28 protein-coding genes are annotated in these 25,911 nt (G+C 38.0%); all 28 read left to right on the top strand.

Annotation, left to right across the window (positions count from 1 at the left end):
• Position 1 precedes the first annotated feature (1 nt).
• The 28 genes from PRVXH_RS12950 to murA all read left to right on the top strand — a co-directional run bounded on the left by PRVXH_RS12950 (position 2) and on the right by murA (position 25,886).
• Positions 2–1,042, top strand: a complete 1,041-nt coding sequence (locus PRVXH_RS12950; RefSeq protein ID WP_353893173.1) for an L-threonylcarbamoyladenylate synthase — start codon at positions 2–4, stop codon at positions 1,040–1,042.
• Between the two features lie 36 nt (positions 1,043–1,078).
• Positions 1,079–1,765 (top strand): manganese efflux pump MntP family protein, encoded by a 687-nt coding sequence (locus PRVXH_RS12945; RefSeq protein ID WP_353893172.1) that lies wholly within the window; start codon positions 1,079–1,081, stop codon positions 1,763–1,765.
• A gap of 12 nt (positions 1,766–1,777) precedes the next feature.
• The gene (locus tag PRVXH_RS12940; RefSeq protein ID WP_353893171.1) at positions 1,778–2,227 is read left to right on the top strand and encodes a low molecular weight protein arginine phosphatase; all 450 of its coding nucleotides are present in this window, start codon (positions 1,778–1,780) and stop codon (positions 2,225–2,227) included.
• A 96-nt stretch (positions 2,228–2,323) separates the two neighbouring features.
• Complete coding sequence (locus PRVXH_RS12935; protein WP_353893170.1) at positions 2,324–4,426, top strand: methyl-accepting chemotaxis protein; 2,103 nt, start codon at positions 2,324–2,326, stop codon at positions 4,424–4,426.
• A gap of 151 nt (positions 4,427–4,577) precedes the next feature.
• Complete coding sequence (locus tag PRVXH_RS12930; protein WP_353893169.1) at positions 4,578–6,725, top strand: methyl-accepting chemotaxis protein; 2,148 nt, start codon at positions 4,578–4,580, stop codon at positions 6,723–6,725.
• Between the two features lie 236 nt (positions 6,726–6,961).
• The gene (gene rpiB / locus PRVXH_RS12925) at positions 6,962–7,402 is read left to right on the top strand and encodes a ribose 5-phosphate isomerase B (protein ID WP_353893168.1); all 441 of its coding nucleotides are present in this window, start codon (positions 6,962–6,964) and stop codon (positions 7,400–7,402) included.
• 40 nt (positions 7,403–7,442) lie between these two features.
• Positions 7,443–7,976, top strand: coding sequence for a TIGR01440 family protein (locus PRVXH_RS12920; RefSeq protein ID WP_353893167.1), 534 nt, complete (start codon positions 7,443–7,445; stop codon positions 7,974–7,976).
• A 22-nt stretch (positions 7,977–7,998) separates the two neighbouring features.
• Positions 7,999–9,231 (top strand): serine hydroxymethyltransferase, encoded by a 1,233-nt coding sequence (gene glyA / locus PRVXH_RS12915; RefSeq protein WP_353893166.1) that lies wholly within the window; start codon positions 7,999–8,001, stop codon positions 9,229–9,231.
• Positions 9,232–9,275: 44 nt separating this feature from the next.
• A complete protein-coding gene (upp, locus tag PRVXH_RS12910) occupies positions 9,276–9,905 on the top strand; it encodes a uracil phosphoribosyltransferase (protein WP_353893165.1) in 630 nt (209 codons plus the stop codon).
• On the top strand, positions 9,880–10,353 hold the full coding sequence (locus PRVXH_RS12905) for a cytidine/deoxycytidylate deaminase family protein (RefSeq protein WP_353893164.1): 474 nt from the start codon (positions 9,880–9,882) through the stop codon (positions 10,351–10,353). The genes upp and PRVXH_RS12905 overlap by 26 nt, the downstream gene beginning before the upstream one ends.
• A 70-nt stretch (positions 10,354–10,423) precedes the next feature.
• Positions 10,424–11,359, top strand: a complete 936-nt coding sequence (locus PRVXH_RS12900; RefSeq protein ID WP_353893163.1) for a lysylphosphatidylglycerol synthase transmembrane domain-containing protein — start codon at positions 10,424–10,426, stop codon at positions 11,357–11,359.
• Between the two features lie 74 nt (positions 11,360–11,433).
• Complete coding sequence (locus PRVXH_RS12895; RefSeq protein WP_353893162.1) at positions 11,434–13,428, top strand: cell division FtsA domain-containing protein; 1,995 nt, start codon at positions 11,434–11,436, stop codon at positions 13,426–13,428.
• Positions 13,428–14,822, top strand: a complete 1,395-nt coding sequence (locus PRVXH_RS12890; RefSeq protein WP_353893161.1) for a sigma 54-interacting transcriptional regulator — start codon at positions 13,428–13,430, stop codon at positions 14,820–14,822. Before PRVXH_RS12895 ends, PRVXH_RS12890 begins: the two co-directional genes overlap by 1 nt.
• Before the next feature lie 14 nt (positions 14,823–14,836).
• Positions 14,837–15,229, top strand: a complete 393-nt coding sequence (locus PRVXH_RS12885) for a hotdog domain-containing protein (RefSeq protein ID WP_353893160.1) — start codon at positions 14,837–14,839, stop codon at positions 15,227–15,229.
• Between the two features lie 2 nt (positions 15,230–15,231).
• Positions 15,232–16,041 (top strand): 3-keto-5-aminohexanoate cleavage protein, encoded by an 810-nt coding sequence (locus tag PRVXH_RS12880; RefSeq protein ID WP_353893159.1) that lies wholly within the window; start codon positions 15,232–15,234, stop codon positions 16,039–16,041.
• 83 nt (positions 16,042–16,124) lie between these two features.
• A complete protein-coding gene (locus PRVXH_RS12875; RefSeq protein WP_353893158.1) occupies positions 16,125–16,340 on the top strand; it encodes an AtpZ/AtpI family protein in 216 nt (71 codons plus the stop codon).
• Between the two features lie 16 nt (positions 16,341–16,356).
• Positions 16,357–16,764, top strand: coding sequence for an ATP synthase subunit I (locus PRVXH_RS12870; protein WP_353893157.1), 408 nt, complete (start codon positions 16,357–16,359; stop codon positions 16,762–16,764).
• Positions 16,765–16,824: 60 nt separating this feature from the next.
• The gene (atpB, locus tag PRVXH_RS12865; protein WP_353894595.1) at positions 16,825–17,502 is read left to right on the top strand and encodes a F0F1 ATP synthase subunit A; all 678 of its coding nucleotides are present in this window, start codon (positions 16,825–16,827) and stop codon (positions 17,500–17,502) included.
• A gap of 37 nt (positions 17,503–17,539) precedes the next feature.
• Positions 17,540–17,794, top strand: a complete 255-nt coding sequence (gene atpE, locus PRVXH_RS12860) for an ATP synthase F0 subunit C (protein ID WP_350343528.1) — start codon at positions 17,540–17,542, stop codon at positions 17,792–17,794.
• Between the two features lie 123 nt (positions 17,795–17,917).
• On the top strand, positions 17,918–18,421 hold the full coding sequence (gene atpF / locus PRVXH_RS12855; protein WP_353893156.1) for a F0F1 ATP synthase subunit B: 504 nt from the start codon (positions 17,918–17,920) through the stop codon (positions 18,419–18,421).
• Positions 18,402–18,947, top strand: coding sequence for a F0F1 ATP synthase subunit delta (locus PRVXH_RS12850; RefSeq protein WP_353893155.1), 546 nt, complete (start codon positions 18,402–18,404; stop codon positions 18,945–18,947). Before atpF ends, PRVXH_RS12850 begins: the two co-directional genes overlap by 20 nt.
• Before the next feature lie 22 nt (positions 18,948–18,969).
• The gene (gene atpA, locus PRVXH_RS12845; protein ID WP_353893154.1) at positions 18,970–20,484 is read left to right on the top strand and encodes a F0F1 ATP synthase subunit alpha; all 1,515 of its coding nucleotides are present in this window, start codon (positions 18,970–18,972) and stop codon (positions 20,482–20,484) included.
• A gap of 27 nt (positions 20,485–20,511) precedes the next feature.
• Entirely contained in the window at positions 20,512–21,351 is an 840-nt protein-coding gene (gene atpG, locus PRVXH_RS12840) for an ATP synthase F1 subunit gamma (RefSeq protein WP_353893153.1), read from the top strand.
• A 21-nt stretch (positions 21,352–21,372) separates the two neighbouring features.
• A complete protein-coding gene (gene atpD / locus PRVXH_RS12835; RefSeq protein ID WP_353893152.1) occupies positions 21,373–22,764 on the top strand; it encodes a F0F1 ATP synthase subunit beta in 1,392 nt (463 codons plus the stop codon).
• A gap of 9 nt (positions 22,765–22,773) precedes the next feature.
• Positions 22,774–23,175 (top strand): F0F1 ATP synthase subunit epsilon, encoded by a 402-nt coding sequence (locus PRVXH_RS12830; protein WP_353893151.1) that lies wholly within the window; start codon positions 22,774–22,776, stop codon positions 23,173–23,175.
• Positions 23,176–23,202: 27 nt separating this feature from the next.
• Positions 23,203–23,769 carry a YueI family protein gene (locus PRVXH_RS12825; protein WP_353893150.1) on the top strand — a complete coding sequence of 189 codons (567 nt, stop codon included), beginning with the start codon at positions 23,203–23,205 and terminating at the stop codon, positions 23,767–23,769.
• Positions 23,770–23,898: 129 nt separating this feature from the next.
• On the top strand, positions 23,899–24,615 hold the full coding sequence (locus PRVXH_RS12820) for a YwmB family TATA-box binding protein (protein ID WP_353893149.1): 717 nt from the start codon (positions 23,899–23,901) through the stop codon (positions 24,613–24,615).
• A gap of 17 nt (positions 24,616–24,632) precedes the next feature.
• Entirely contained in the window at positions 24,633–25,886 is a 1,254-nt protein-coding gene (murA, locus tag PRVXH_RS12815; RefSeq protein ID WP_353893148.1) for a UDP-N-acetylglucosamine 1-carboxyvinyltransferase, read from the top strand.
• Positions 25,887–25,911 lie beyond the last annotated feature (25 nt).

Genomic DNA, 25,911 nt, shown 5'->3' with positions numbered 1-25,911 from the left:
AATGGAAAATAAAGTTAGAACTAGAATTTTACATGAAACTGATGAGGATTTTATAACTGCTGCTAAGGCACTCAATGAGGGGAAAACGGTTGTTTTTCCTACGGAGACTGTATATGGATTAGGTGCAAATGCCTTAGATGATAAAGCGATATCTAAGGTGTTTAAGGCTAAAGGTCGTCCTTCTGATAACCCTTTGATATTGCACATCCCTAGCGTTAAATGGTTAGAAAAATTGGCGGTGAAAATACCCCCTGAGGCTTTTCTGTTAGGTGAGAGATTTTGGCCAGGGCCTCTGACCTTAGTTCTCTTAGCAGATAAAACTAAAGTACCTTCTGCTGTAAGAGGTGGGCTAGATACAGTAGCGGTAAGGATACCTGCTCATCCTGTTGCGAAAAACCTTATACAAAAGGCAAATATACCAGTTGCTGCACCATCTGCTAATAGATCAGGGAGACCTAGTCCAACAAGCTTTAATCATGCTTTAGAGGACTTAAACGGGCGAGTTGATTATATTATAAACGGTGGGGATGCCAAGATGGGGCTAGAATCTACGGTGTTAGATTTAACAGCATCAAAGCCAGTTATTTTGCGGCCTGGACTTATAACCAAAAGTCAAATTAATCTTGTAGTTAAGGCACAGGGCCATAAGGAATATGCCGGTGGGAAAGTGCTTTCGCCCGGTACTAAATATAAACACTATAGCCCTCAAGCACCAATGGTAGTTTTTGTTGGAGACCAAAATGACGTAATAAAAAAAATAAAAGAAAGAGCACAAGCGGAGAAAAAAGCAGGCAAGAAGGTGGGGGTGCTATCCTTTGAGCAGCATCTTAAGCATTTTAATGATGTTGATGAACTAATTTCCATGGGTTCGCAGAATTCTCCGCTAGAAGTAGCTGGTAAGTTGTATGGGAACTTGAATACAATTGATAAAGCTGGTGTTGAAATAATATTGGCAATGGGGCTAGACCTAGACGATGAACTTTCCTATGCTGTTATGAACAGGCTTTTAAAGGCCTGTGGGAATAATGTTGTAAAAAGTTGAATATATTATGTTTGACTATAATATAGGAGGTAGTGTATGTCTAAAAGGGTTGTTATACTCCATCTAACATCAAAGAGGATAATGACATTAACCGCGTTAATTCTCTTAACATCTATGTTGATATTAAGTGGTGGCGAAATCACTGTTTTCGCCGGTGGTGTGGACTCCTTAAATTGGGGACAGCTGCTATCACTAGTTCTAATAGCTATTGCCCTAGGAACTGACGCCTTAAGTTTATGTGTTGGAGTAGGTATGAAAAAGCTAACTGCAAAGGAAATAATTAAAGTAAGTGTTGTTATTGGCCTCTTCCATGTTTTTATGCCCCTTATTGGACTCTATTTGGGACAAATTTTCGGAAGAATGCTAGGAGAGATAGCCCAGTATTTAGGTAGCATCATAATTGTTTTAATTGGAGCTAATATGATATATGAATCATTTAAAGAAGAGGATAATGATGAAGATTGCACCAAGAAACTTACCGGTATTTCTCTTATGATACTTGCTTTAGGGGTTAGTTTAGACGCACTTTCAGTGGGATTTAGCTTAGGCACTTTAGGTTTTTCTACCACAGTAGTAGTACTTACATTCGGCTTTTTTGGAGCTTTAATGTCTGCTATTGGACTGATGTTCGGTAAATACATAGGAGCTGTAATCGGCAATCATGCAGAAAAAATAGGCGGTTTAGTGCTTATTGCATTAGGAATAAAAATGATTTTCTTTTAGGAGTTGGTAAAAATGAATATTTTAATAATTTGTACCGGAAACACCTGTCGTAGCCCTCTTGCCGCGGCATACCTTAATTCTATAACCCGAGAGGATACCAAGGTTGAATCTGCCGGGCTTATGGCGGTTGAAAGGTTACCTGCCTCAGAAAACTCCATAAAGGTTGCTGACAAGGAAAACATTGATTTAAGCAGCCATAAATCTAAACAAGTTGACCAACAACTAATAGATAATGCTGATCTTATATTAACAATGACAGAGGGGCATAAAAGAAATTTGCTAGCCCTATTTCCACAAAGTGAAGGAAAAGTCTACACTCTAACAGAGCATAGCCTAAAAAATAGTAAGGATGACAAAGCTGCTCAAAACGGTGATATCTGTGACCCCTTTGGTCAATCACTTGCTCAATATGAACGTTGTTTTAGACAAATAAAGCAACACCTAAAACATTTATCAAAGTGAACAAAAGTTTCATTTCGACTGTCGATAACTTTTCGACAGTCTTTTTTTACGTTTTTTTGTCGCTTTAAAGAGGAAAAACAGGAAAAAAATAGAATAATGAAAATATATCATAAAAAAACACAGTTTGGGGTGGATATTTTGCTAAACAAAAAGTTGCCTAAATTATGGTCCACAAAATGCAAAAATAAACTAAACAGATATAATTCCAAAGAACTATTATCAAAGGTTAAAAATATAAGCCTTCTAAAAGGGCTGAATTTTAAGGTGTTTTCATTAACGATAGGATGTTTGCTGATAGCCATAATTACAATTTTTGTTTTTATTATGCCTCAGATAGAGCGGGGAATAATGGGACAGTTTAACGACAACAGCCTACTGCTAACTCAAAGGCTTGCCGATAGTATCGAGGCTTATTTGGAGGAGACTTATCAAATTTCCGCCGGATTAAGCGAAAAACCTTCTTTAAGGCAAAGTGAAGAAGTTATGGCTAGAACATATTTTCGAAATTACTTAATTAGAAATGACCAGGTAAATGGGGTGAGCTACTTTAATACCCAGGAGGAAAACAGGTTCTCAATTGGGATGGGGAGTGTAGAATACGATGAAGGTGTAAAAAAGGCACTAAATGGGGAAATGTATGACTCCGGTGTGGTTATTAACGAAACCAATTTACCAATTATAATACATGTTATGCCTATTTATAGAGAAGGAAGTAACACTGATGTCGTGGGCGCTTTAGCTATTGAATATAATTTGCGAGCTACATGGGAGCAAGCTAACAGACATATCTTAGGAAACACTGGTGGAACGATGATAATTGATGAAGACGGTTATGTAGTGACTAATACCGGATCGCTTAGAGGTGATACTAGTGCTGTACTCCCATTTTCATCGATGCAACACCAAGAAAGTGGGGTTTTAGATTTTGAGTATGAAAAACAATATGTTGGGGCCTACTCTCAGGTGGGGATATCAGACTGGATGGTTGTTATTTATCAAAGTGAAGAAGAAGCGCTTGCTGCTTCATTAATTTTTCGAGAAATGACCCTTCTCGTCACTGTAGTAGCTGCTGTTTTAACTGTTTTGATTTCATCTTTATTTGTTTATTTTACATTTAGACCTTTAAAACAACTAGAAAATGCTGCTAACAAAGTAGCGGCAAAAGATTTAAGTGATGATACAAAAATTAAAAAAACTAAGGACGAAATTGGAAAATTGTCAGCTGGATTTGAGTTTATGGTTGGCTCATTAAAAGAAATGCTTAAAACCACAACTGATTTATCTAACGATACTCAACGAACTGCAGATGAAATGGCAACAGCTGTAAACGAGGCTGCTGTCGCTGCTAAGCAAGTATCCAAAACTATGGAAGAAGTTGCCGAAGGAGCTGAAAAGCAATCTGAAGCTAGTCAAGTTGTCCAAGAAAAAATAGATAAGGTTCAAGCCCTATCAAATGAAATGGTTCAAAAAAGTAAAGGGGCGATAGACGTTAATGTTAAAATGGTGGACACAGTCAACCAAAATAAACAGGCTTTGCAAGGTCTTATAAATGGTCTTGAAAAAATATCCAAGGGTAATATGCAAGTATCTGATGATATGTCAAGTTTAGTGGAAGAAACAAAAAGAATAGGTGAAATTATCTCTGTAGTAACTGATATTGCAGATCAAACCAACCTGCTGGCGCTAAACGCTGCCATAGAAGCAGCTAGAGCAAAAGAGCAAGGGAGAGGATTTGCAGTTGTTGCTGAGGAAGTAAGAAAGCTATCTGAGGAAACTAACAAGGCAGCTGAAGAAATAAAAAAAATAGTGGAGCATGTAAACATAAGTGTTTCAACTACAGCGGTGTTAGTGGATGAACAGTCGAAAGCTTCTAAAGCGCAGTTAGAAATGATAGACAGGTCTGAACAGGGATTAGACGAAATCGTTGCAGAAGCTCACAAAACATTAGATGCAATAAAATCTATAGACTCTCTATCGTCTTCGCAGTTAAAAGATGTAAAAGAAGTAGCGTCAGAATCAAAAAAAGTGTCGAAAATTTCCTCGAAAACAACTGCCTCTAGTCAAGCTGTGGCGATAACAACGGAAAAACAAACAGATAGCCTAAGTAAAATCGCCTCAGTGACAGATGAGTTAAATAAAGTGTCTGAACAACTAAAAAAGCAAGTACAGAGTTTTAAGCTTAAAAAAACGCATAACTAAAAGTTGTGCGTTTTTATTTTTTATAAATAGGTCTAATTACTCAGAACTGTGAGGCTTTTTTTTCCAAAATAAAAGGGTAAAATGTCGAAGATATCGAATATTAAAAGTGGAATAATAATCTTTGATTATTCAATTGCGGGGGGGCGTTAAATTGATACAAAAAATCTTAACAAAGCTAAAACGCAACAAATCAAGTTTTAAAAGTAATATTTTTTCAAGAAAGAAAGGAAAAAAACTCGCATCAAAGGATGCTACTCCTAAAGCTTCTACCTCAAAACAAAAGAAAACTAAAAGAAGTTTCAATTTAAGAGATGTTTTCGCAAGTGTTAAGGCAACCAGCCTATTTAAGGGACTGAATTTAAAGGTGTTATCACTGAGCGTTGGCTGTCTTGTGCTAGTGCTGATGGTAATTTTAGTGTTTATATTACCTCAAGTAGAGGATAGCTTAATTGAACAGCACAATGAAAACACTTTACTGTTAGCCCAGCGGTTAGCAGCTAATATGGATGATTACATAAACGATATTTATGAAACAACTAGAGATTTAAGCGAAATGCCAACATTAAGGAGTAATAAAACAAGTGAAGCAAGAACTTATTTTACTAATTACATTCTGAGGTCAGAAAGAGTTAGTGGAGTAAGTTTTTATGACGCTGATGGAGTAAACGAATTTGAATTTCGTATGGGTGAAGTGGAATATGAAGAAGGGTTAGCTCAAGCACTTCAAGGTGAGAAGTATGATACTGGATTTATGCTTGATGGCAATAACAACCCCATAATTTTACACGTGATACCTGTATATGCTCAAGGCAGCTCTACTACAGTAACAGGAGCTTTAGCGGTGGAGTATAACCTGCGAGAAACTTGGAACCAGACCCAAGATTATAGGGTAGGTGAGACCGGTGGGGCCATGATAGCAGATGATAGCGGAAACTTAGTTGCCCATAGATATAACGCTAATGTTTACAACAACGAAAATGTTGCCGATATGTTACCTTGGGCTCAGATGCAAGGCGAAAGAGAAGGTTTAGTGAGCTACTTAGATGAAGGTGTGGAATTTATTGGAGCCCATGCCCTTGTCCACGTATCAGATTGGAGCGTTGTGGTTTATCAGTCGGAGCAAGAAGCCTTAGCTACGGCTTCAATCTTAAGGCGGATGATAGTAACAATCATAGCAATTACAGCCTTTGTAGTAATAGTAATTTCCAGTATCTTTGTCACCGTAACCTTTAAACCGCTAGGGGAGTTAGAGCGTACTGCTACAGAAATAGCTTCTGGAGATCTTACAAAAGAAATAAATATCAAAAAGAGAAATGACGAGATTGGAGAGCTTTCAAAGGCTTTTGAATTTATGTTAGGATCTTTAAAAGAATTACTAAAAAATACAGTTCAATCGTCAGCCGATACAGAAAAAACTGCCGACGAGCTGGCGATTGCTGCTAATGAAGCAGCCAGCGCAGCTCAGCAGGTTTCTACAACCATGGAAGAGGTTTCGACAGGTGCTGAGAACCAAGCTACTGCTAGTCAAACAGTTTTAGAGAAGATAACCGTCGTTCAAAATATAGCAAAAGATATAGCTGAAAAAAGCAAGGGCGCCATTGAAGTTAATGTGAAAATGGTGGACACAGTTGAGCAAAATAGCATGGTGCTAGAAGAGTTAATAGCTGGACTAAAAGAGATAGCTAGTGGCAATGTCAAGGTGGCCGATGACATCACAAACTTAGAAAAAGAAACACAAAAAATAGGTGAGATAATTACAGTTGTAACTGATATAGCAGCACAAACCAACTTGCTGGCACTAAATGCCGCTATCGAAGCAGCTAGAGCTGGCGAGCACGGTCGCGGGTTTGCTGTGGTAGCTGATGAGGTGCGTAAGCTATCGACGGAAACAACAAAAGCAGCAGACCAGATTAAAGGTATAGTGGGACAAGTACAACAAAAGGTTTCCACAACCTCTAGCTTAGTTAACACCCAATCAGAGAATGCACAGCAGCAATTAGAAATGGTTGATAGATCGCAACAAGGTCTAAAAGAGATCACTTCTGTGGCAAACCAAACCTTAGAGGTAATTAAAACTATAGATAAATTTGCCACAAACCAGGTGGAAGATGTAGAAGCAGCCGTTGTTGAGTCGGAAACAGTAGCGCAAATTTCTGAAGAAACATCTGCTTCAAGTGAGGAAGTGGCAGCAACTACAGAAGAGCAAACTGCTAGCTTACAACAAATTACTGCGGCAACAGACAACTTAAGTGAAATGGCTACTAAATTAAAAGAATACGTAAGTAAATTTAAAGTTTAAATATAAAAACGAACGGGAACTAAACTTCCTGTTCGTTTTTCTTTAACAAACGTTAACTTTTCTATATTTTATCTAAAATAAAAGGAACTTAAGGATTATTTGTAGAATATGCAAGTAAGAATATCAATTGTTAAAATTAAAGCCAACTCTTAAAGGTGGCTTTAATGTCATGGGATAAAAAAATAGATATAATGGACAAACTAAAAAATATACACTCTAAATAGGAGGAATTTATTATGAAAATTGCCTTAGCAAGTGATCATGGTGGATACAGACTTAAGTCAGAGCTTAATGAATTTATAAAAAACGAACTTAAACTAGAAACTAAAGACTTTGGAACTCATGGCCCAGAAAGCGTAGATTACCCTGAGTATGCAAAGGTTGCTGCAGATGCTGTGATAAATAAAGAATGTGACTTTGCCATTTTAGTATGCGGAACCGGTATAGGTATCAGCATAGCAGCTAATAAAATAAAGGGGATAAGAGCTGCTAACTGCCATGACTGTTTTTCTGCTGAAGCAACAAGGCTACACAATGACGCCAATGTGTTAGCCTTAGGAGAAAGAGTTGTTGGTGGAGGACTTGCCAAAAAAATAGTACAAACTTTTCTTACCACAAACTTTGAAGGCGGCCGTCACTTAAGAAGGGTGGAGAAAATCACTAAGTTAGAAAGTTAAAAGAAATTTTACTTATAGGCTTAATAAGGTGGTGTAATGTGTGTATTATCAGCAGGTGAAAGATGCTTTAGCGGAGCTGAAAGGTAAAATCGATCTATCGCCAAATCAAATTTTAGTAATAGGTTGTAGCACCAGTGAGGTCATGGGAAAACATATTGGTAAGGCGTCTAATCGGGATGTGGCTTCGCAAATTATACAATCTTTGTTAGATTTTAAAAAGGAAAATAATGTTTTTTTAGCTATACAGTGTTGTGAGCATTTAAATAGAGCACTGGTTGTGGAGAAAGAGGTATGCGAAAGATTTAACCTAGAGCCCGTCACTGTTACTCCACATCAAAAGGCTGGTGGTGCCTTAGCTGAGCATGCCATGATAAGTTTTGTTAATCCATTAGTTGTGGAAGACCTCAATCGTCAAGGTAAAGCTGCTATAGATATAGGTAATACTCTTATAGGGATGCATTTAAAGCCAGTAGTAGTTCCTGTAAGGCTAGATAATAATAAAGTTGGGGCTGCATCTATTATAGCTGCCAACACCCGCCCAAAGCTAATAGGAGGAGAACGAGCAAAATATTAAACAAGGAGAGGGGATTTAAAAAATGGAAAATCTAAAAAGAGTGGACTCACAAGTGTATGATGCAATCAACGATGAACTGACTAGGCAGCAACAAAACATCGAACTTATAGCATCAGAGAACTTTGTAAGCGAGGCTGTTATGGAGGCTCAAGGCTCAGTACTAACTAACAAATATGCTGAAGGGTACCCAAATAGGAGATATTATGGGGGATGCGAGCATGTAGATGTTGTAGAAAAACTAGCTAGAGTTAGAGCTAAAGAGATTTTTGGGGCGGAACATGCCAACGTACAACCTCACTCTGGTGCATCTGCAAATTTAGCAGTTTATACAGCGGTTCTTAAACCAGGTGATGACGTTTTAGGGATGGACCTATCTCATGGTGGGCACTTAACTCATGGTAGCCCGGTGAATATCTCTGGTATCTACTATAACTTCCACGCCTATGGGGTGGATGAAGAAACGCAAAAGGTAGATTATGAAGAAATCAGAAGAAAAGCTCATGAAGTTAAACCAAAACTTATAGTAGCAGGTGCCAGCGCCTACCCTCACACTCTAGATTTTGCAAAGTTTGGCGAAATAGCCAAAGAAGTTGGCGCTTTCTTAATGGTTGATATGGCACATATAGCAGGCCTTGTAGCTACTAAGCTTCACCCAAGTCCCGTGCCTTATGCTGATTTTGTAACTACTACAACTCATAAGACTTTGAGAGGACCTCGTGGTGGCATGATACTTTGCAAAAAAGAACACAAGAAAATGATTGACAAATCGATATTTCCAGGACTTCAGGGCGGGCCTCTAATGCATGTTATCGCTGCTAAAGCAGTAGCGTTTAAAGAAGCAATGGAGCCAGAGTTTGTTGAATACTCTAAAAAAGTTGTGGAAAATGCTAAAGCTTTAGCTGAAGGTTTAATGGAAGAAGGTATAGATCTAGTTGGAAATGGAACCGACACTCATAAAATGCTACTTGATTTGAGAAGCCTAGGCATAACTGGCAAGGATGCTGAAAAAGCTTTAGATGAGATTGGCATCACAGTTAATAAAAACACGATTCCTTTTGACCCAGAAAGTCCTTTTGTAACTAGTGGAGTAAGAATAGGGACTCCAGCTGTGACAAGCAGAGGATTTGGTGTGGAAGAAATGAAGCAAATTAGTAAGTTTATGTATACAACGCTTACAAACGTTAATGATGAAAAAGTTAAAGAAAATGTTAAAAAGGAAGTTTTAGCCCTTTGCAAGAACTTCCCTTTGTATTAAAATAATAAGGATGGGAAAAAGATCTTGGGAGGTATATTATTACAATGAGCAAAGTTACAGTTATGGACCATCCACTTATTCAACACAAATTAACTTTTATTAGAGACAAAGAAACAGGTTCAAAAGAATTCAGAGAGCTTGTAGAGGAGTTATCCCTTCTACTTGCTTATGAGGTTACCAGAAATCTACCACTTAGCGAGGTAGAGATTGAAACTCCAGTTTGCAAAGCAAAAACAAAACAGCTTTCCGGAAAAAAAATGGGCGTAATTCCGATTTTGCGGGCTGGACTAGGTATGGTAGATGGAATATTAAAGCTTATTCCTGCGGCGAAGGTAGGACATGTCGGAGTATACCGAGATCCAGAAACCTTAAAGCCCGTTGAATATTACTGCAAGCTTCCAAGTGATATTCAAGAGAGGGAATTGATAGTTGTAGATCCGATGTTAGCAACTGGTGGTTCTGCCATCGCCGCCATTGAGTTTTTAAAGGAAAAGGGTGGAAAAAATATCAAGTTTATGTGTCTAGTGGCAGCTCCTGAGGGAGTAGATGCTGTACAAAAAGAGCATCCTGATGTTGATATTTTTGTTGCCTCAGTCGATAATGAGCTAAATGAACATGGATATATCGTACCGGGATTAGGTGATGCAGGTGACAGATTGTTCGGAACTAAATAAACGCGATAGACCATCTTGGGATGAGTATTTTTTAGAGATAACAGAAGTAGTAGCTAAAAGATCCACATGCCTAAGAAGAAAGGTCGGATGTATATTAGTTAAGGATAAGCGAATATTAACAAGTGGTTATAATGGTGCACCTACTGGCATGGACCACTGTCACAAAACTGGATGTATACGAGAAAAGCTAAATGTTCCTTCCGGTGAGCGACATGAGCTTTGTAGAGGACTACATGCGGAGCAAAACGCAATTATCCAAGGGGCCCTTCATGGTATTAACGTAAAAGGAGCTAACTTATATGTTACGACACAACCATGTGTGCAATGTGCTAAGATAATCGCAAATGCTAAAATAAAGAGGGTAATATTCATTGGCGATTATCCTGACGATTTAAGCAGTAGTATATTAAAAGAAGCTGGTGTTTTGTTAGAACAACATAAAAAATAAGGTTTTTAAAATCATCATTATTCGATATTTATAATATCGTTTAATGATGATTTTTTTTGGGGGGAGTTCTATGAGACATCGAAGAAAGTGGGTGTTTATATCTGTAACTATGGGGGTAATAGTTAACGCTGTGATACTTTATAACTATTATGACGACGCTACTTTTCAAAGCCTAACCAATGTGGATAACTCTTTAATATTGGCGTTACTATTTACTGTGCTAGCAAGTATATTATTAGAAAGTATGAAGCTAAAAACTTTAGCCTCCCAAATTGGGGTTAATTTAAGGCTAAAAGAAAGCGCCAAGCTCCACCTTGTTACGGTTTTTGGCGGCTACTCCACTCCGATGAGTGCAGGTGACACACCCCTATTTATGCTTTGGGGACTTTGCAAAAAAGTTGAGATGAATAAATGGGTTGCGCTGTCCATTGTTAAAAATTTTTTAACCAAGCTAACCTTTATGCTTTTTCTTATAATATCACTACTACTTACATATATTACAGATACGAACGCTGTAGGGCAGGCAATATATAAAGTAGCAGCAATTAGCATAATTCCTTCTACCTTCTTTTCTTTACTAGTGATATATAAATTTGGGCTTGTTGAAAGATTTATAAGACTATTGCCTAAAAGAATAAAGCGTAATTGGGCAAAAGGTAGCCATATACAAGTAAAGCAACTGATGTCATCAAAAATTATAGTGCCATATATATTTACAGTACTTTATTGGTTGGTGTTTTTTTGTCCGCCATTACTTATAGCAATTAAGATGAATATTGAAATATGCCTTGTCCAACTATACATAAATCAATTCTTAATATATACTACCTTGCCTTTCTCTCCTCTTCCGGGGGGGAGTGGAGTGGTGGAGCTTATTTACTTTAGCTTATTCATAGATTACATTCCTACAGGCCAGCTAGTAGTTTTTATCTTGTTATGTCGTTTAATATCATATTACATTCCGTTATGTATAGGAGCTTGTGTTGCTACCAAAGAACTAAAGTGATATTTTGAAGGATTTTGGCGATATATGGAGAAATAATTAAATTAACACAAATTTTAAAATTAGGGTGGTAATTCATGGAGAACCAGTACATATTCGCCTTAGATATTGGCACTAGAACAGTTATTGGGTTAGTTTGTAAAATGGTGGAAGAAGATATACATGTAGTAGCGCATCAAATTGAAAGGCATCAAGGAAGAGCTATGCGTGATGGGCAAATCCATGATATAAAAGCAGTAGCTATGGCTGTAGAAAAAGTAAAAACCAAGCTAGAAAAAAAGCTTGGGGTAAGTTTAAAATACGCATCTATTGCCGCGGCAGGTAGGGCCTTGCGAACAGAAAGAGGGAATGCTTTAGAAAAGGTTTATAAGGAAAAGCCGCTAACCTCAGAAGATGTAGAAAGGCTAAAGCTTGCAGCAGTTGGTGATAGCAAAGAAAAAATTCAAACTAAGTATCCCAATGAACACCTCTACTGTGTAGGTTATACCGTGACAGAAACTCAAATTGACGGTTATCAAATTACCAACCTTGAGGGGCAAAAGGGAAGTGAAGTTTCCTTAGAGATTATATCGACCTATTTACCGCAGGTAGTGATAGATAGTCTTTTTGAGGTTTTAAAGCGAGCGCAAATTTCTATTAAGTCACTGACTTTAGAACCTATCGCTGCAATGGATATAGCGATAAAAGAAAACTTAAGGATGCTAAACATTGCTCTTGTAGATGTGGGAGCTGGCACATCTGATATAGCGATTTGTAAAGGTGGAACCGTGGTAGGATACGGCATGGTGCAAAAAGCAGGAGATAAAGTAACAGAAGCACTATCTGATCACTATCTTTTGGATTTTCAACTAAGTGAGAAAATAAAGCTTGAGTTTAGCAAAAAAAACAAAGTAGCTTTTAAAGATGTTTTAGGTATAAAAAATGAAGTGAGCAAAGAAGAGTTTTGCAAGGTGATAAAACCAGCTGTAGAAGACGTGGCAGAATCAATAGCAAAAGAGATTGTAAAGCTTAACAGAGCAGTTCCTAAAGCTGTTTTTTGCATAGGAGGTGGCAGTCAAATACCTATGTTTAAAGAAATTCTCGCTGACAAGCTAGAGCTTCCTAGAGAAAGAGTAGCTATTAGAGATAGGCAAAGTCTAGAAGGAGTGAAGTTTCCATCAAGACAGCTAACAGGTCCTGATGTAATAACCCCCTTAGGGATAGCCTCTGTTGCAGACAAAACTATAGATCCGAACTTTTTTGTGGTGAAAGTTAACGGCCAACAGGTCAGCATTTTTAATTCTAAAAAAACAAAGGTAGCTCAAGCACTTTTTAACGCAGGAGTGGAGGTAAAAGATCTGTTTGGCTCCACAAACAAAATAAGTTACACTATAAATGGGGAGAAATTTAACGCAACAGCTAAACGCAAACCACCTAGTTTAATAAAAGTAAACGGTGCAATGTCCAACCTAGATGCCAAAATCAAAAGTGGAGATAGCATTGAGTTAATTTCAGATTCCCAGCATAAGGGTTTATCCCTTAAAGAGATATTAACTCCATATGAAGGGAAAATAGAAGTAGATGGAAAAAAAATAGACTTAGTATTAGAAGTAATCTTAAATGGTACTACAGCTGACAACCTTTCCACTGAGGTTAGAGATGGAGATAACATAGAAATCAAAAAAATAAACACATTAGCCGACTTAGCGGCTAATATGGATGTTAACCTAGGAAAATATAACATTATAGCAGGCGACACTATTTTAAGTAAACATGACTTTATCACACCAAAAATGAATCTTATAACAAAAAAAGTGAAGAACGTTATAGAAGAGGAAAATCGCTGGCAGGATGCTCCTGTAAATTCAAATAAAGAAAAAAAGCGCAATAATGGCATAAAGCTATGGGGAAATGGAAAAGAAATAACTATTTCAAAAGAAAATCCTAAAATAGTTGATGTATTTGACGCCCTACAGGTAGATATATCCAATCCAAAAGGAAGCCTAATACTAACTAAAAATAATAAAGAAACTGATTTTACAGAACCGGTTCAAGATGGTGATAAGGTAAAAATCTACTGGAGTGAAAACTGATGAGGGAGATAAAAGAAAGCATTTTAAACAAAGGACTTAGAGCAGAAGCGCCATACCAAAGGCTTCACTGTGAAATTGCCAGCTTACTTAACTCGATTCAAGATGGAATTTACATTACCGACGGTAACTGCAATACATTAAAGGTTAATTCAGCATGGGAGAAAATGTCCCAAACCAAGGAAAACGACGTAATTGGGCGGCATATGGAACAGCTAGTTTCAGAGGGTATATGTTCACAATCAGTTTCTCTTTTGGTTGCAGAACAAAAAAAACCTGTCAGCATTATACACCGAATAAAAAGCGGCAAAGAGGTTTTGATAACCGGAACTCCAATATATGGAGAATCTGGCAACATAACAACCATAGTTACCACCGTTAGGGACATGGATGAACTCAATAGAATTAAGGGTGAACTGCAAGATAGCAAAAGAAAAAACGCGCAATATCAGCGACAGTTAAAGCTACTAGCTAAAAATGAATATAAAGAAGTGATAGGTAATAGTACACATTTTAAGGAGATATTAAATTTAGCAAGGCAGGTTGCTCCATATAAAAGCACCGTTTTAATTACTGGAGAATCTGGTGTGGGAAAAGAAGTGATAGCTAAGCTAATTCATAAATCAAGTGAATTAGATGGTGCTTTTATTCCAGTTAACTGTGGTGCAATACCAGAAAACCTATTGGAAAGTGAATTATTTGGTTTTACTAAAGGTGCTTTTACCGGGGCTAATGCTACTAAAATGGGACTTATTGAAGCTGCTCAAGGAGGTACACTATTTTTAGATGAGGTAGCTGACCTTCCTAAGCATCTTCAAGTTAAACTTTTAAGATTTATTCAAAGTAAAACGATAAAGCCAATAGGAAGCTCTAAAGAAAAAGCAATAGACGTAAGGATAATAGCGGCAACTAACAAAGAAATTGATAAGATGGTTGAAAAAGGGACTTTTAGAGAAGACCTTTTCTACAGGCTAAACGTTATTCCGATTCAAATTCCTCCTTTACGAGATAGAAAAGAAGATATTATATCGCTAGCAGACTTTTTCGTAAAAAAAGCTGCATCCAAAAAGGGTGAAAATATTCAACTATCCCAACAAGCTAAAGATTTTTTATTAGATTATAACTGGCCAGGAAACGTAAGAGAGCTTGAAAATGTTATCGAGCGTGCAAGTGTACTTGCAACCTCACAAATCATCAATAAAGGAGATTTAAAGATAGAAAGTTATTCTAAGTTGAAGAAAGACGGTGGCGGATTAACAGGCCAATTAAACAATCTCGAAAAGGAAATTCTTTATAGCGCCCAGCAGCAATTTAAAACTACTAGAAAAATTGCCAGGGCTTTAGATATAAGTCAAACTAGTGTGGTAAGAAAGCTTAAAAAACATAAATTAGTTTAGAGGAGGGCTTTAAAATGGAAAAAACAATGCTTAGGATGAGAATGAACCAATCAGATGCTCACTATGCAGGAAACTTAGTGGATGGAGCAAAGATGTTAGCCTTGTTTGGGGACGTAGCTACGGAGCTACTTATTCGAAATGATGGTGATGAAGGTTTGTTTGTGGCATATGACTCGGTGGAGTTTAAAGCTCCTGTATATGCCGGAGACTATATAGAAGCGTATGGCAAGATTACAAAGACAGGTAATACCTCTAGAAAAATGGAGTTTGTTGCTCAGAAAGTAATTGCGCCTGTAACTGATGGAAAGTATGACTCCCAAGCAAAAGTTTTGGCGGAGCCAGAAGTAGTTTGCAAAGCAACAGGCACCTGTGTAGTTCCAAAAGAAAAACAAAAGGTAGGTGAGTAATAGTGAAACCGTTAATAATAACCGCTGCTCTAGTAGGAGCAGAAACAACGAGAGAGCAAAATCCTAACTTGCCCCTAACTCCACAAGAAATAGCTGAAGATGCTTATAATTGCGTTCAAAAAGGGGCTTCTATTATACACCTGCACGTCAGAGATAAGGATGGAAACCCCACCCAATCAGTTGATGTTTTTAAAGAAACAATTGAGGAAATTCAAAAAAAATGTAATCCAATAATTCAAATATCCACCGGAGGGGCTGTCGGCACACCGCTAGAGGAAAGAGCTGCGCCACTAAAGTTAAAGCCCGAAATGGCAACTCTTTCCACAGGGACAGTAAACTTTGGAAAAGAAGTATTTTATAACCCATATGATTACTTACAAAGCTTTGCCAATGATATGCAAAAGTATAATGTTAAGCCTGAAATAGAAGTTTTTGAGCTAGGCATGATAAATAACGCTCTGGTTATGGCCAAAAAAGGGCTCATTAAAGAGCCTTTGCACTTCGATTTTGTGCTGGGTGTTCCGGGAGCTATGCCGGCAGGAGCTGATGAGCTTATGTACCTGTCTAAAAAAATCCCTGATAATGCAACTTGGACCGTAGCTGGAATAGGTAGGCATGAACTACCGATGGCAAACTTGGCTATTTTATTAGGAGGGCACGTAAGAGTTGGCTTTGAAGATAACATCTTCTTTAAAAAGGGTGAACTAGCTGCATCAAACAGTCAACTGGTGGAGAGAGTTGCAAAACTTGCTAATATCTTAGATCGCCCAGTTGCATCAATTGACCAAGCAAGGGAAATTTTAACCCTTTAAAATAACTGGCGTTGTGAAAAACATTACTTTTGGTAAAATATTGTTTTATTTTTAGTGATGATGTATAATGTAGAGGTGTCAATGTGGATAATAAAGCTATTATGGAAGTATTAAAGTACTTCTCTTTATTAACTTTTGTAGGTCTTCAAATCTCAATCTGCGTATTGGCAGGATACTATATAGGTTTTTACCTACAAAATTTAACGGGTAGTCTAATATTTATGATTACACCTTTAATTGGTGGAGTAATAGCGGGCTTTACGTCTGTTTATTATACAATAATGAAAATTTTAAAGTAGTGGGAGGTGGCAATATATGTTGCCACTGTTAGCAAAAAAAACCTTTCAAAAAAATGCTTTTATAACCTTTATGGTAATGTCAGTAGTTGCTGTTTTAATGGCTCTGCAAGGAGAGTTCCACGTAGTTTATGGCATATTTTTAGGTGGGATTATGGCTATAGTAAACTTTGGAATATTGTCCATAAGTGTAACAATCCTGCTGGAAAGAGAAGGGCCACAAAAATTTTGGTGGGTCATACATAGTCTTATCCGCTCTCTACTTACGATAGGAATACTTTTTCTCAGCTTTACTAATGACGGCATATCGTTCTTTGCAACTGCCATAGGTCTTCTTTCAGTAAAGTATGTGATATTACTTACAGGCATTTACCAAAGTTTTAAACAAAAGGTTATTAAATGGATAGATGGGAATAGAAAGGTTTAAAAAGCATCAAACTAGTTATAAGAAACCTAGTGACGAAAGGGGTGAGAGACATTGGGAGAAATGGATAAATTGCTTGAAGGACCCCAGACAGTTTTTGAAATCGGTGGGCTACAGGTTACAGAAACTATAATATCTATGTGGATTGTAAGCGTAGTAATTATAATCATAGCCGCCTATTTTCGCTCAAAAGTGCTAAGTGAAAAGCCCAGTAGGGCAAAGGACTTTGCCGAATTTATTGTTGAATCCATTAACAATATGGTTAGAACAAACATGGGTGATAACAAAGTAGGCTTTGCTCCTTATATGGGTTTTTTATTGATTTTTATAGGTATAGCCAATATATCAGGTCTGTTCGGTCTGTTTCCCCCAACAGCTGATATTAATACCACTGTAACCTTAGCGCTAATGACCTTTGTGCTAATCCACTATTACGGTCTTAAAGAGAAAGGTTTTGAGCATATTAAGGGGTTAGGATCACCCATAATTTTGTTTTTGCCACTAAACGTTATAAGTGAGCTATCAAAGCCAGTTTCTTTGGCGTTTCGTTTATTTGGTAACGTGTTTGCTGGCACAATTATACTAGCTTTAATCTATGGAGCATTAGGGAACCTAGCTATTGGAATACCTGTTATTGGTCATTTGTACTTTGACCTATTTGCAGGATTATTACAATCATTTATATTTGTTATGCTAACAATGGTGTTTATCACATTGGCAATGGAATCTGAAGCAGATTAATAAAACTGCTTAAGTAACTTGAAAGGAGGGATAGACAATGGAACATTCAGAATTCACGGTAGCAGCCTTTGCAGCTCTTGGAGCAGGTGCGGCTATGATCGCAGGTATTGGTGCAGGTATCGGTCAGGGTTACGCAGCTGGTAAAACTGTTGAAGCTGTTGCCCGTCAGCCAGAAGCAAGGGGCCCTCTAACTGCAACAATGCTTTTAGGTCAGGCGGTTGCTGAGACAACTGGTATTTATGCCTTTGTTGTTGCATTTATTCTAATTGGCATCGCTCAGGGAGTAATGTAAGAAGCTTAGTAAAATCCTTTGGGGGGAAAGGTCACGTGCCATTTCCCCTTTTGTTAGTTAAAAAACATCTGAATAATGGTGTTTATATAGATAGTTTTACCTGATAGAAGGGAGGGCTAACTGGTGTTAGATTTTTTGCCAGAAAGTATTCTGTTTATTTTCGTCAATATTATACTTATCTATTTACTTTTAAGATGGCTACTTTTTAAGCCTGTAAACAAAATGTTAGATGATCGCTCTCAGAGAATTAAGCGAGATATCGAGGTAGCCGAAAACAAAAGAAAAGAGGCTGAACAAACTCAAAAAGAGTTTGAGCAAAAGATGGCTAAGGCCTCAGAAGAAGCACAAGCCATTATAGATAAGGCTGTTAAAAAAGGTCAAGAAAAGCAAGAAGAACTTATCGAAGAAGGTAAAAAAGAGCAGAGTAAGTTGCTAAAAAGAGCAAAGCAAGAAATTGAGCTAGAAAGAAGTAAAGCAGTTTCACAGTTAAAAGATGAGATTTCAACAATGTCCTTGATGGTGGCAGAAAAGATTGTTAAACATTCCATGACAGCTGAGGAAAGCAACAAATTGGTTTCTGAGGTTATCGAAGGGATGGAGGATGCTTATGAGCAAGATAATAGCTAAGCGCTACTCCAAGGCGCTATTTAACCTCGCCCTAGAACAAGATATCGTAGATGAAATCTATGATGATTGTAGGGGAGTGGCAGAATTTTTAGACAAAGAGCAAAGTGCCTTACAATTTCTAGCAAGTCCAAACGTAACTAAGGAAAAAAAATCTCAGCTTATAACAAAGAGTTTCGAAGGAAAAGTTAATGAGCACACTTTAAATTTTATGAAACTACTTATTACAAAAGGGCGAACTGAATACTTAACTAAGTGCTGCCACTTGTATATAAAAAGTGTCGAGGAACACAAAGGTATAATTAAGGCAAATATTCAAACGGCTCAAAAGCTAAATGACAGCCAGCTTGATAGCGCAAAAGCTAAAATTTCTTCCATTACTGGAAAAGAAGTTTTGCTGTCTTCAGAGGTACAGGAAGATTTAATAGGTGGTATGGTGATAAAAATAGGCAATAAGATTATAGATGGTAGCGTCAAAAACCGTCTAAAGCTCATTGAACAATCGCTAAAGAACGTACAAATTAAGTAACGGACAAATGAGGTGAGAAGAAATGAAGACTAATTTAAGGCCGGACGAAATAAGCTCAGTTATTAAAAAGCAAATTGAGCAGTTTCAAGGGCAGCTAGAAGTAGTGGATACTGGTACAGTTATCCATGTAGGTGATGGTATCGCTAGGATACATGGCCTTGATAATGCTATGTCTGGTGAACTTCTTTTATTTCCAGGTGATGTTTATGGAATGGCTCAAAATCTTGAGGAAGATAATGTAGGAGCTATTATCCTAGGGCCTTTTAACGAAATAAAGGAAGGAGATACCGTTAAAAGAACTAACCGAATTGTAGAAGTTCCAGTAGGGAGCGAAATGGTTGGTAGAGTAGTAAACCCATTAGGGCAGCCACTAGACGGTAAAGGTCCAATCTCTACTGACAAACACAGACCTGTTGAAAGAAAAGCACCGGGGGTTATGGCTAGAAAAAGTGTACATGAGCCGCTTCAAACTGGTCTAAAGGCTATTGATTCAATGATTCCTATCGGAAGGGGTCAAAGAGAGCTTATCATCGGTGACAGGGGTACTGGTAAAACAGCAGTCGCCGTAGACACTATATTGAATCAAAAAGATACAGACGTTATATGTGTTTATGTAGCTATTGGTCAGAAAAACTCTACTGTAGCAGGGGTAATAAATAGACTAGAAGATGCCGGTGCTATGGATTACACAGTTGTAGTTAGCGCAACAGCTTCTGAACCTGCACCCTTACTGTATTTAGCACCATATGCAGGTACAGCGATAGCAGAAGAGCTTATGCATCAGGGTAAACATGTTTTAGTAGTTTATGATGACTTGACTAAACATGCCGCTGCATATCGTGAGCTATCACTGCTTCTAAGAAGACCGCCAGGTAGAGAAGCATATCCAGGAGATGTGTTTTATTTACATTCTAGACTGCTTGAACGCGCTGCTAAACTTAACGATGAAGAAGGTGGAGGATCCATTACCGCTTTGCCTATTATAGAGACGCAAGCTGGTGATGTTTCTGCTTATATCCCAACGAATGTTATTTCCATAACAGATGGTCAGATATTCCTAGAAGGGGACCTTTTCCATTCAGGGGTAAGACCTGCTGTAAATGTTGGCCTTTCGGTATCTAGGGTTGGTGGAAGTGCACAAATTAAAGCTATGAAGCAGGTTTCTGGAACGCTGAGACTAGATTTAGCTCAGTATAAAGAGTTAGCGGCATTTGCTCAGTTTGGTTCTGACTTAGATAAAGCCACCCAACAAAAGCTATCTAGGGGTGAGCGCCTTACTGAAATACTAAAACAGGGTCAATATCAACCATTACCTGTTATCGATCAAATACTTATTATATATGCAGGTGTAAATGGGTTTTTAGATGACCTAAAGGTAGAACAAATTAAGGAGTTTGAAGCTGAGTTTGTGAAATTTATGCACCAAAGCTATGATGGTTTGCTAAATGGAATCATCGAAGAAGGTAAGATCACAGACAGCCACAAAATGCAGTTAAAAGAGGCTATTGAAAAGTTTAAAAGCTCCTTTGGTAAATAGTAAAGCAACCGGTAAAGAGGTGATGCTATGCAAGGAATCCGGGACATAAAAAGAAGGATTAAAACTGTAAAAAACACACAGCAGATTACAAAAGCTATGGAGATGGTAGCTGCTTCTAAGCTGCGAAAAGCACAGGCGTTAGCTTATACAACTAGACCGTATGAAAAAAGCCTAAAAGAAGTAGCAAGTAGGGTTTTGACTGCTGGTGGGGATGTTGAGCACAAGTTAATTCAACCTTCAAAAGAAGGCAAGCCTGGTTACATAGTAGTAACGGCAGACAGAGGCCTTTGTGGTGGATACAATAGTAATGTAATCAAAAAGGCTTGCACAATAGATAAAGACAATAGCTATATGATAACAGTTGGCAAAAAAGGTAAAGAAGCCTTAAAAGCAAGAGGGTATAATATTGTTGCTGAGTTTATGGATATAGGTGATTTGCCGAGCTACAATCAAGCACGGAGTGTTTTTGAAACAGCTAGTAAACTTTTAGATCAGGGTATATTTAGCGAGTTAAACGTTATTTATACAGAGTTTGTAAATGCTATGCAGCAAAATGTAGTTTTAGCAAAGCTGACTCCTGTAAAAAGTGAAGATGAAAAAAATAGTGATAACGTATACCTTTATGAGCCTAGCGCTCAGCAAGTGTTTGACACCCTAATTCCTAAATACCTAACGGGAAGAATTTATAGAAGTCTAGTCGAATCTAAGGCCTCTGAACATGGGGCTAGAATGACTGCTATGGGCTCTGCCACAGATAACGCCACTGACATGATTAACGAATTGACATTATCTTATAATAAAGCAAGGCAGGACTCGATAACTCAAGAGTTAATAGAAATAGTTAGTGGAGCACAAGCTTTAGATTAGTTGTTGAAAGGAGGATGTACATTGAACGAAGGAAAAGTAACACAGGTTATAGGACCTGTAGTTGATATTAGTTTTGAAGGTGGGCAAATGCCTAATATATATAACGCTATCGAAATTCCTAGAGAAAATGATGAAAAACTAGTTGTAGAAACAATGCATCACTTAGGAGACAACACAGTTAGATGTGTAGCCATGGACGGTACAGAAGGGTTAGTTAGAGGCGCTAAGGCAATAGATACAGGAGCTCCTATATCTGTACCAGTAGGTGATAAAACACTAGGCAGACTATTTAATGTACTAGGGGAATCTATTGATGGGATGGGCGAAATTGATGAGGATGTTGAGAAAAACCCTATCCATAAGGAACCCCCTTCATTAGAGGATCAGGAAACCAGTACCGCTATTTTAGAAACAGGCATCAAAGTTATAGACCTTTTAGCCCCTTATGCAAGAGGTGGAAAGGTTGGACTTTTTGGTGGAGCAGGTGTAGGGAAGACTGTTCTTATAATGGAACTTATTCGTAACATCGCCACAGAGCATGGAGGATATTCTGTTTTTACAGGTGTAGGTGAGAGAACAAGAGAGGGTAATGACCTGTATTATGAAATGAAGGATTCTGGGGTTATCGATAAGACAGCCTTAGTTTTTGGTCAAATGAACGAGCCACCAGGAGCGAGACAAAGGGTGGCGCTGACAGGTCTTGCCATGGCGGAATACTTCCGCGATCAACAAGGTCAGGACGTACTTTTGTTTATAGATAACATTTTCCGCTTTACTCAAGCTGGTATGGAGGTATCAGCCCTGCTTGGAAGAATGCCTTCTGCGGTTGGTTACCAGCCAACACTTCAATCGGAAATGGGTCAGCTTCAGGAGCGAATTACCTCAACCAAAAAAGGTTCAATAACTTCTATACAGGCGATTTATGTTCCAGCTGATGACTATACGGATCCAGCTCCAGCAACAACATTCGCTCACTTAGATGCAACCACAAATCTATCTAGAAAGATTTCTGAGATGGGTATTTACCCTGCTGTAGACCCGCTAGATTCCACTTCTAGAATCTTAGATCCTATGGTAGTTGGGAATGAGCATTATGAAGTAGCAAGAGGAGTTCAAGAGGTTTTACAACGCTATACTGAACTTCAAGATATAATTGCTATCTTAGGTATGGAGGAGCTCTCAGAAGAAGATAAACTGACTGTAAACAGGGCTAGAAAGATTCAAAGATTTCTATCACAGCCATTCTTTGTTGCTGAACAGTTTACTGGAACCCCAGGCTCGTATGTTCCTATCAAAGAGACTATCCGTGGATTTAAAGAAATATTAGATGGAAAGCATGATGAATTGCCAGAATCAGCTTTTTACATGGTCGGAACCATAGAAGAAGCTATAAAAAATGCTGAGGATGAGTAGGTGAGTCCTATGAATTTTTTATTTGAGTTGGTTACACCAGAGAAAAAAGTTTATTCAGGTGAAGTGGAGATGATTATCGCCAAAGCTATCGATGGCGATATCGGAATTTTAGCTAATCATACCCCAATAGTAACTCCCCTTGATATCGACCAGCTTTGTATTAAACAAGATGGCAAAAAAGAATATTTAGCTGTAGGCGGAGGAATATTAGAGGTTAGTAAAGATAAAGTTCTGGTTTTGGCAGAAAGTGCAGAAACTCCAGAAGAAATAGATCTTCAGCGGGCCAAAGAGGCTAAGGAAAGGGCAGAAAAACGTTTAGAAGACCCGGATCCAGATACTAATTTGACGAAAGCTGAAATTGCTTTAAAAAAGGCAATTAACCGCATAGAGGTCGCTGAAAAGGATAGCTAAGTTTTAATTATTGGGGGTGCTAGCAGAATGGATGAAAAAGAAAAAATTAAAAATATCGCTTCAAAAGATCCCCTTGAGCAGGCGCTGCTAAAGGGCCAGGGAATAAGTGGTTTAAAGGCGGATGAAAAAAGGGTTTTCTTAGGGCAGTACAGAGAACGGGTGATAATAGCTCTTTCTACAGATCAGGTTGAGCATCCAGGCACTTATCCTGAAGTGAATGAAGCGATAAAGCATCCAAGAGCTAGCAAACTGATTTTAAATCGACATGCAGACTTAGATAAAGCCAGCGAATATATAGAGTTAGCTAGAAAAGAAAGCATAGAGTTTACTACAATAAGCTCTATGCAAAAAGATACTCATATTGGCTTAATAGTTGCTGCGGACAATGCAGTGGATATCGAGGATGTTTTTGTAGAGGACTTAGGCGATAGGTTTAAAAAAGCTGGTTTAGACCCTAAGCTATTAAACTTTATCGGACATAAGGTATGTCGTAAATGCTATAACAAAATAAAAGAAAAAACCCCAGATCTTTTGCATCTTTTTGAGCAATCAACTTTTCTTGATAAAATTACAGGATCAGAAAAGTGCTGTTAAAAAGAGGCTGTCTCTTCAGGAAAAAGCATTCCTGATTTAAGACAGCCTCTTTTTTGATAAATACTCCTTTATAATGTATAACTACTTTGGATTAAGGCAACAATTACTGTTATACAGGGGGTGTAGGAGATGGAAAAAACCATATGTATAATTATAATTTTTATTTTATCTATGGCTAGTATAACTTTAGCGGTAGAAACAGCTCCTGCTGAAGGAGTAAGTGACATATATAGCTTAATGAAGGTCTCCGAGAAAATAGCTGGGGAGGTAGTTGGTTACTCTATACAGGGGCATGTTAAGGTAGATGAGATTTATAGTAAAGAAGAGTTAGACAAAGAATTAAAGTTTTTTTTAGGGCAGGACTTAGATTATGCAACTACAGACATTACTGAAGATTATGCGTATGGCGAGTGGTCTTTAGGGGATACTTATCATAACCTTTCAATGGTTGTGGATAGTGATAATCAAGGTACATACGTGGTTTATAGCTTAGAGTTAAGCCAAGAAAGTTGTTTAATAACAGCCCACAACCACATGTTTACTAAAGTTTCCAAATATGGTGAACCTTTTATTGCCGCTAGTATCCATAAAATTTATAACGGGACTTTAAGCAGTTCTTTTAAACTAGACAACATAGAGAAAGGTTTTTCCCAAGTGGATGCCAGTTTAAACTTAGATAGCGAAGGTGCTGGCTATATAGGTTATGTAGGCTATGCTGAATCCATAGAAAATCATGTTATGATAAACGATGAAAAAGTGAATTTGCATATAACGGTATCAACTGACGAAACTCAAAACTTAGAATATATCAACATAGCGACTCCGTTAATTATTAACAGTTATTAAAGTAGGGGGAAATTAGATTGGAAAAAATAATAATTACAGGTTCAAGTTCTCCTTTACAAGGAACCGTTAAAGTTAGTGGCGCAAAAAATGCAGCACTACCAATTTTAGCGGCTTCTCTTTTGTGTCAAGGTGTCTCAACATTAGAAGAAGTTCCGCCCTTACAGGATGTTAAAGTTATGCTTGAGGTATTAAAGGAGTTAGGGGCCGATATCAACAACAGTAAAGATAAAGTTAGCGTTAACAGCAGCAACATCGAAAAATCAGAGGCTCCATACGAACTGGTGAAGAAAATGAGGGCTTCGTTTTTAGTAGCTGGACCTTTGCTTGCAAGATTAGGCGAAGCTAATATTTCTTTGCCAGGTGGGTGCGCCATAGGCACCCGCCCTATAGATTTGCATCTAAAGGGCTTTGAGGCTCTAGGCGCTAAATCAGAGTGTGGCAATGGATATATAAAGGTTTGGGCAGATAAGTTAATAGGTGCCAATATATACCTAGACTTTCCTTCAGTGGGAGCTACAGAGAATATCATGATGGCTGCTACTTTAGCTGAAGGTCAAACAATTATAGAAAATGCTGCTGCGGAACCAGAAATAGTAGATTTGGCTAACTTTTTGAATAATATGGGGGCTAACATTAGAGGTGCTGGCACCAGTGTTATAAAAATCAAAGGGGTAGAAAGCCTAAGAGATTGTAACTATACAGTGATCCCCGATAGAATAGAGGCTGGAACTTACATGGTCGCTGCTGCCATAACAGGTGGGGATATAATTGTAGAGAATGTGATAATGGATCATCTAAAACCAGTAGTGGCAAAACTTCAGGAATCGGGGGTAAAGTTTCAAGAGGCAGATACAAGCGTTAGAGTAACTGCACCACAAAAAATTAAAGCTGTGGATATAAAAACCCTTCCATACCCAGGATTCCCCACTGACATGCAACCACAACTTCTAACCTTGATGACTGTTGCAGATGGAAGTAGCGTAGTCACTGAAAGTATTTTTGAAAATAGGTTTATGCATGTACACCAGCTTGAACGTATGGGGGCAAAGGTAAAAATTCACGAGCGATCGGCCTTAGTTACAGGAGTAGAAAGATTGTCGGCTGCAGAAGTTAAAGCAACTGATCTAAGGGCTGGCGCTGCTCTGCTACTAGCGGGCTTAGTAGCAGAGGGAACAACTGAGGTCACAGATATATACCATATAGATAGAGGGTATGTGAATATAGTGGCCAAGCTGGAAAGAATGGGTGCAAAAATAAAGCGTTCTAAATAGAAAACGTCTAAAAAAATAGGCGTTT

Source organism: Proteinivorax hydrogeniformans (assembly GCF_040515995.1).
Taxonomy (GTDB): Bacteria; Bacillota; Proteinivoracia; order Proteinivoracales; family Proteinivoracaceae; genus Proteinivorax; species Proteinivorax hydrogeniformans.
Note: the sequence above shows the minus strand (reverse complement) of the source record. Positions and strands in the feature narration are given on the sequence as shown.

What these genes read in the sequence shown, in the direction of transcription:
- PRVXH_RS12950 (WP_353893173.1), top strand. Translation starts at nt 2, where the DNA reads ATGGAAAATAAAGTTAGAACTAGAATTTTACATGAAACTGATGAGGAT.
- PRVXH_RS12945 (WP_353893172.1), top strand. Translation starts at nt 1,079, where the DNA reads ATGTCTAAAAGGGTTGTTATACTCCATCTAACATCAAAGAGGATAATG.
- PRVXH_RS12940 (WP_353893171.1), top strand. Translation starts at nt 1,778, where the DNA reads ATGAATATTTTAATAATTTGTACCGGAAACACCTGTCGTAGCCCTCTT.
- PRVXH_RS12935 (WP_353893170.1), top strand. Translation starts at nt 2,324, where the DNA reads ATGAAAATATATCATAAAAAAACACAGTTTGGGGTGGATATTTTGCTA.
- rpiB (WP_353893168.1), top strand. Translation starts at nt 6,962, where the DNA reads ATGAAAATTGCCTTAGCAAGTGATCATGGTGGATACAGACTTAAGTCA.
- glyA (WP_353893166.1), top strand. Translation starts at nt 7,999, where the DNA reads ATGGAAAATCTAAAAAGAGTGGACTCACAAGTGTATGATGCAATCAAC.
- upp (WP_353893165.1), top strand. Translation starts at nt 9,276, where the DNA reads ATGAGCAAAGTTACAGTTATGGACCATCCACTTATTCAACACAAATTA.
- PRVXH_RS12900 (WP_353893163.1), top strand. Translation starts at nt 10,424, where the DNA reads ATGAGACATCGAAGAAAGTGGGTGTTTATATCTGTAACTATGGGGGTA.
- PRVXH_RS12895 (WP_353893162.1), top strand. Translation starts at nt 11,434, where the DNA reads ATGGAGAACCAGTACATATTCGCCTTAGATATTGGCACTAGAACAGTT.
- PRVXH_RS12890 (WP_353893161.1), top strand. Translation starts at nt 13,428, where the DNA reads ATGAGGGAGATAAAAGAAAGCATTTTAAACAAAGGACTTAGAGCAGAA.
- PRVXH_RS12885 (WP_353893160.1), top strand. Translation starts at nt 14,837, where the DNA reads ATGGAAAAAACAATGCTTAGGATGAGAATGAACCAATCAGATGCTCAC.
- PRVXH_RS12870 (WP_353893157.1), top strand. Translation starts at nt 16,357, where the DNA reads ATGTTGCCACTGTTAGCAAAAAAAACCTTTCAAAAAAATGCTTTTATA.
- atpB (WP_353894595.1), top strand. Translation starts at nt 16,825, where the DNA reads ATGGATAAATTGCTTGAAGGACCCCAGACAGTTTTTGAAATCGGTGGG.
- atpE (WP_350343528.1), top strand. Translation starts at nt 17,540, where the DNA reads ATGGAACATTCAGAATTCACGGTAGCAGCCTTTGCAGCTCTTGGAGCA.
- PRVXH_RS12850 (WP_353893155.1), top strand. Translation starts at nt 18,402, where the DNA reads ATGAGCAAGATAATAGCTAAGCGCTACTCCAAGGCGCTATTTAACCTC.
- atpA (WP_353893154.1), top strand. Translation starts at nt 18,970, where the DNA reads ATGAAGACTAATTTAAGGCCGGACGAAATAAGCTCAGTTATTAAAAAG.
- atpG (WP_353893153.1), top strand. Translation starts at nt 20,512, where the DNA reads ATGCAAGGAATCCGGGACATAAAAAGAAGGATTAAAACTGTAAAAAAC.
- PRVXH_RS12830 (WP_353893151.1), top strand. Translation starts at nt 22,774, where the DNA reads ATGAATTTTTTATTTGAGTTGGTTACACCAGAGAAAAAAGTTTATTCA.
- PRVXH_RS12825 (WP_353893150.1), top strand. Translation starts at nt 23,203, where the DNA reads ATGGATGAAAAAGAAAAAATTAAAAATATCGCTTCAAAAGATCCCCTT.
- PRVXH_RS12820 (WP_353893149.1), top strand. Translation starts at nt 23,899, where the DNA reads ATGGAAAAAACCATATGTATAATTATAATTTTTATTTTATCTATGGCT.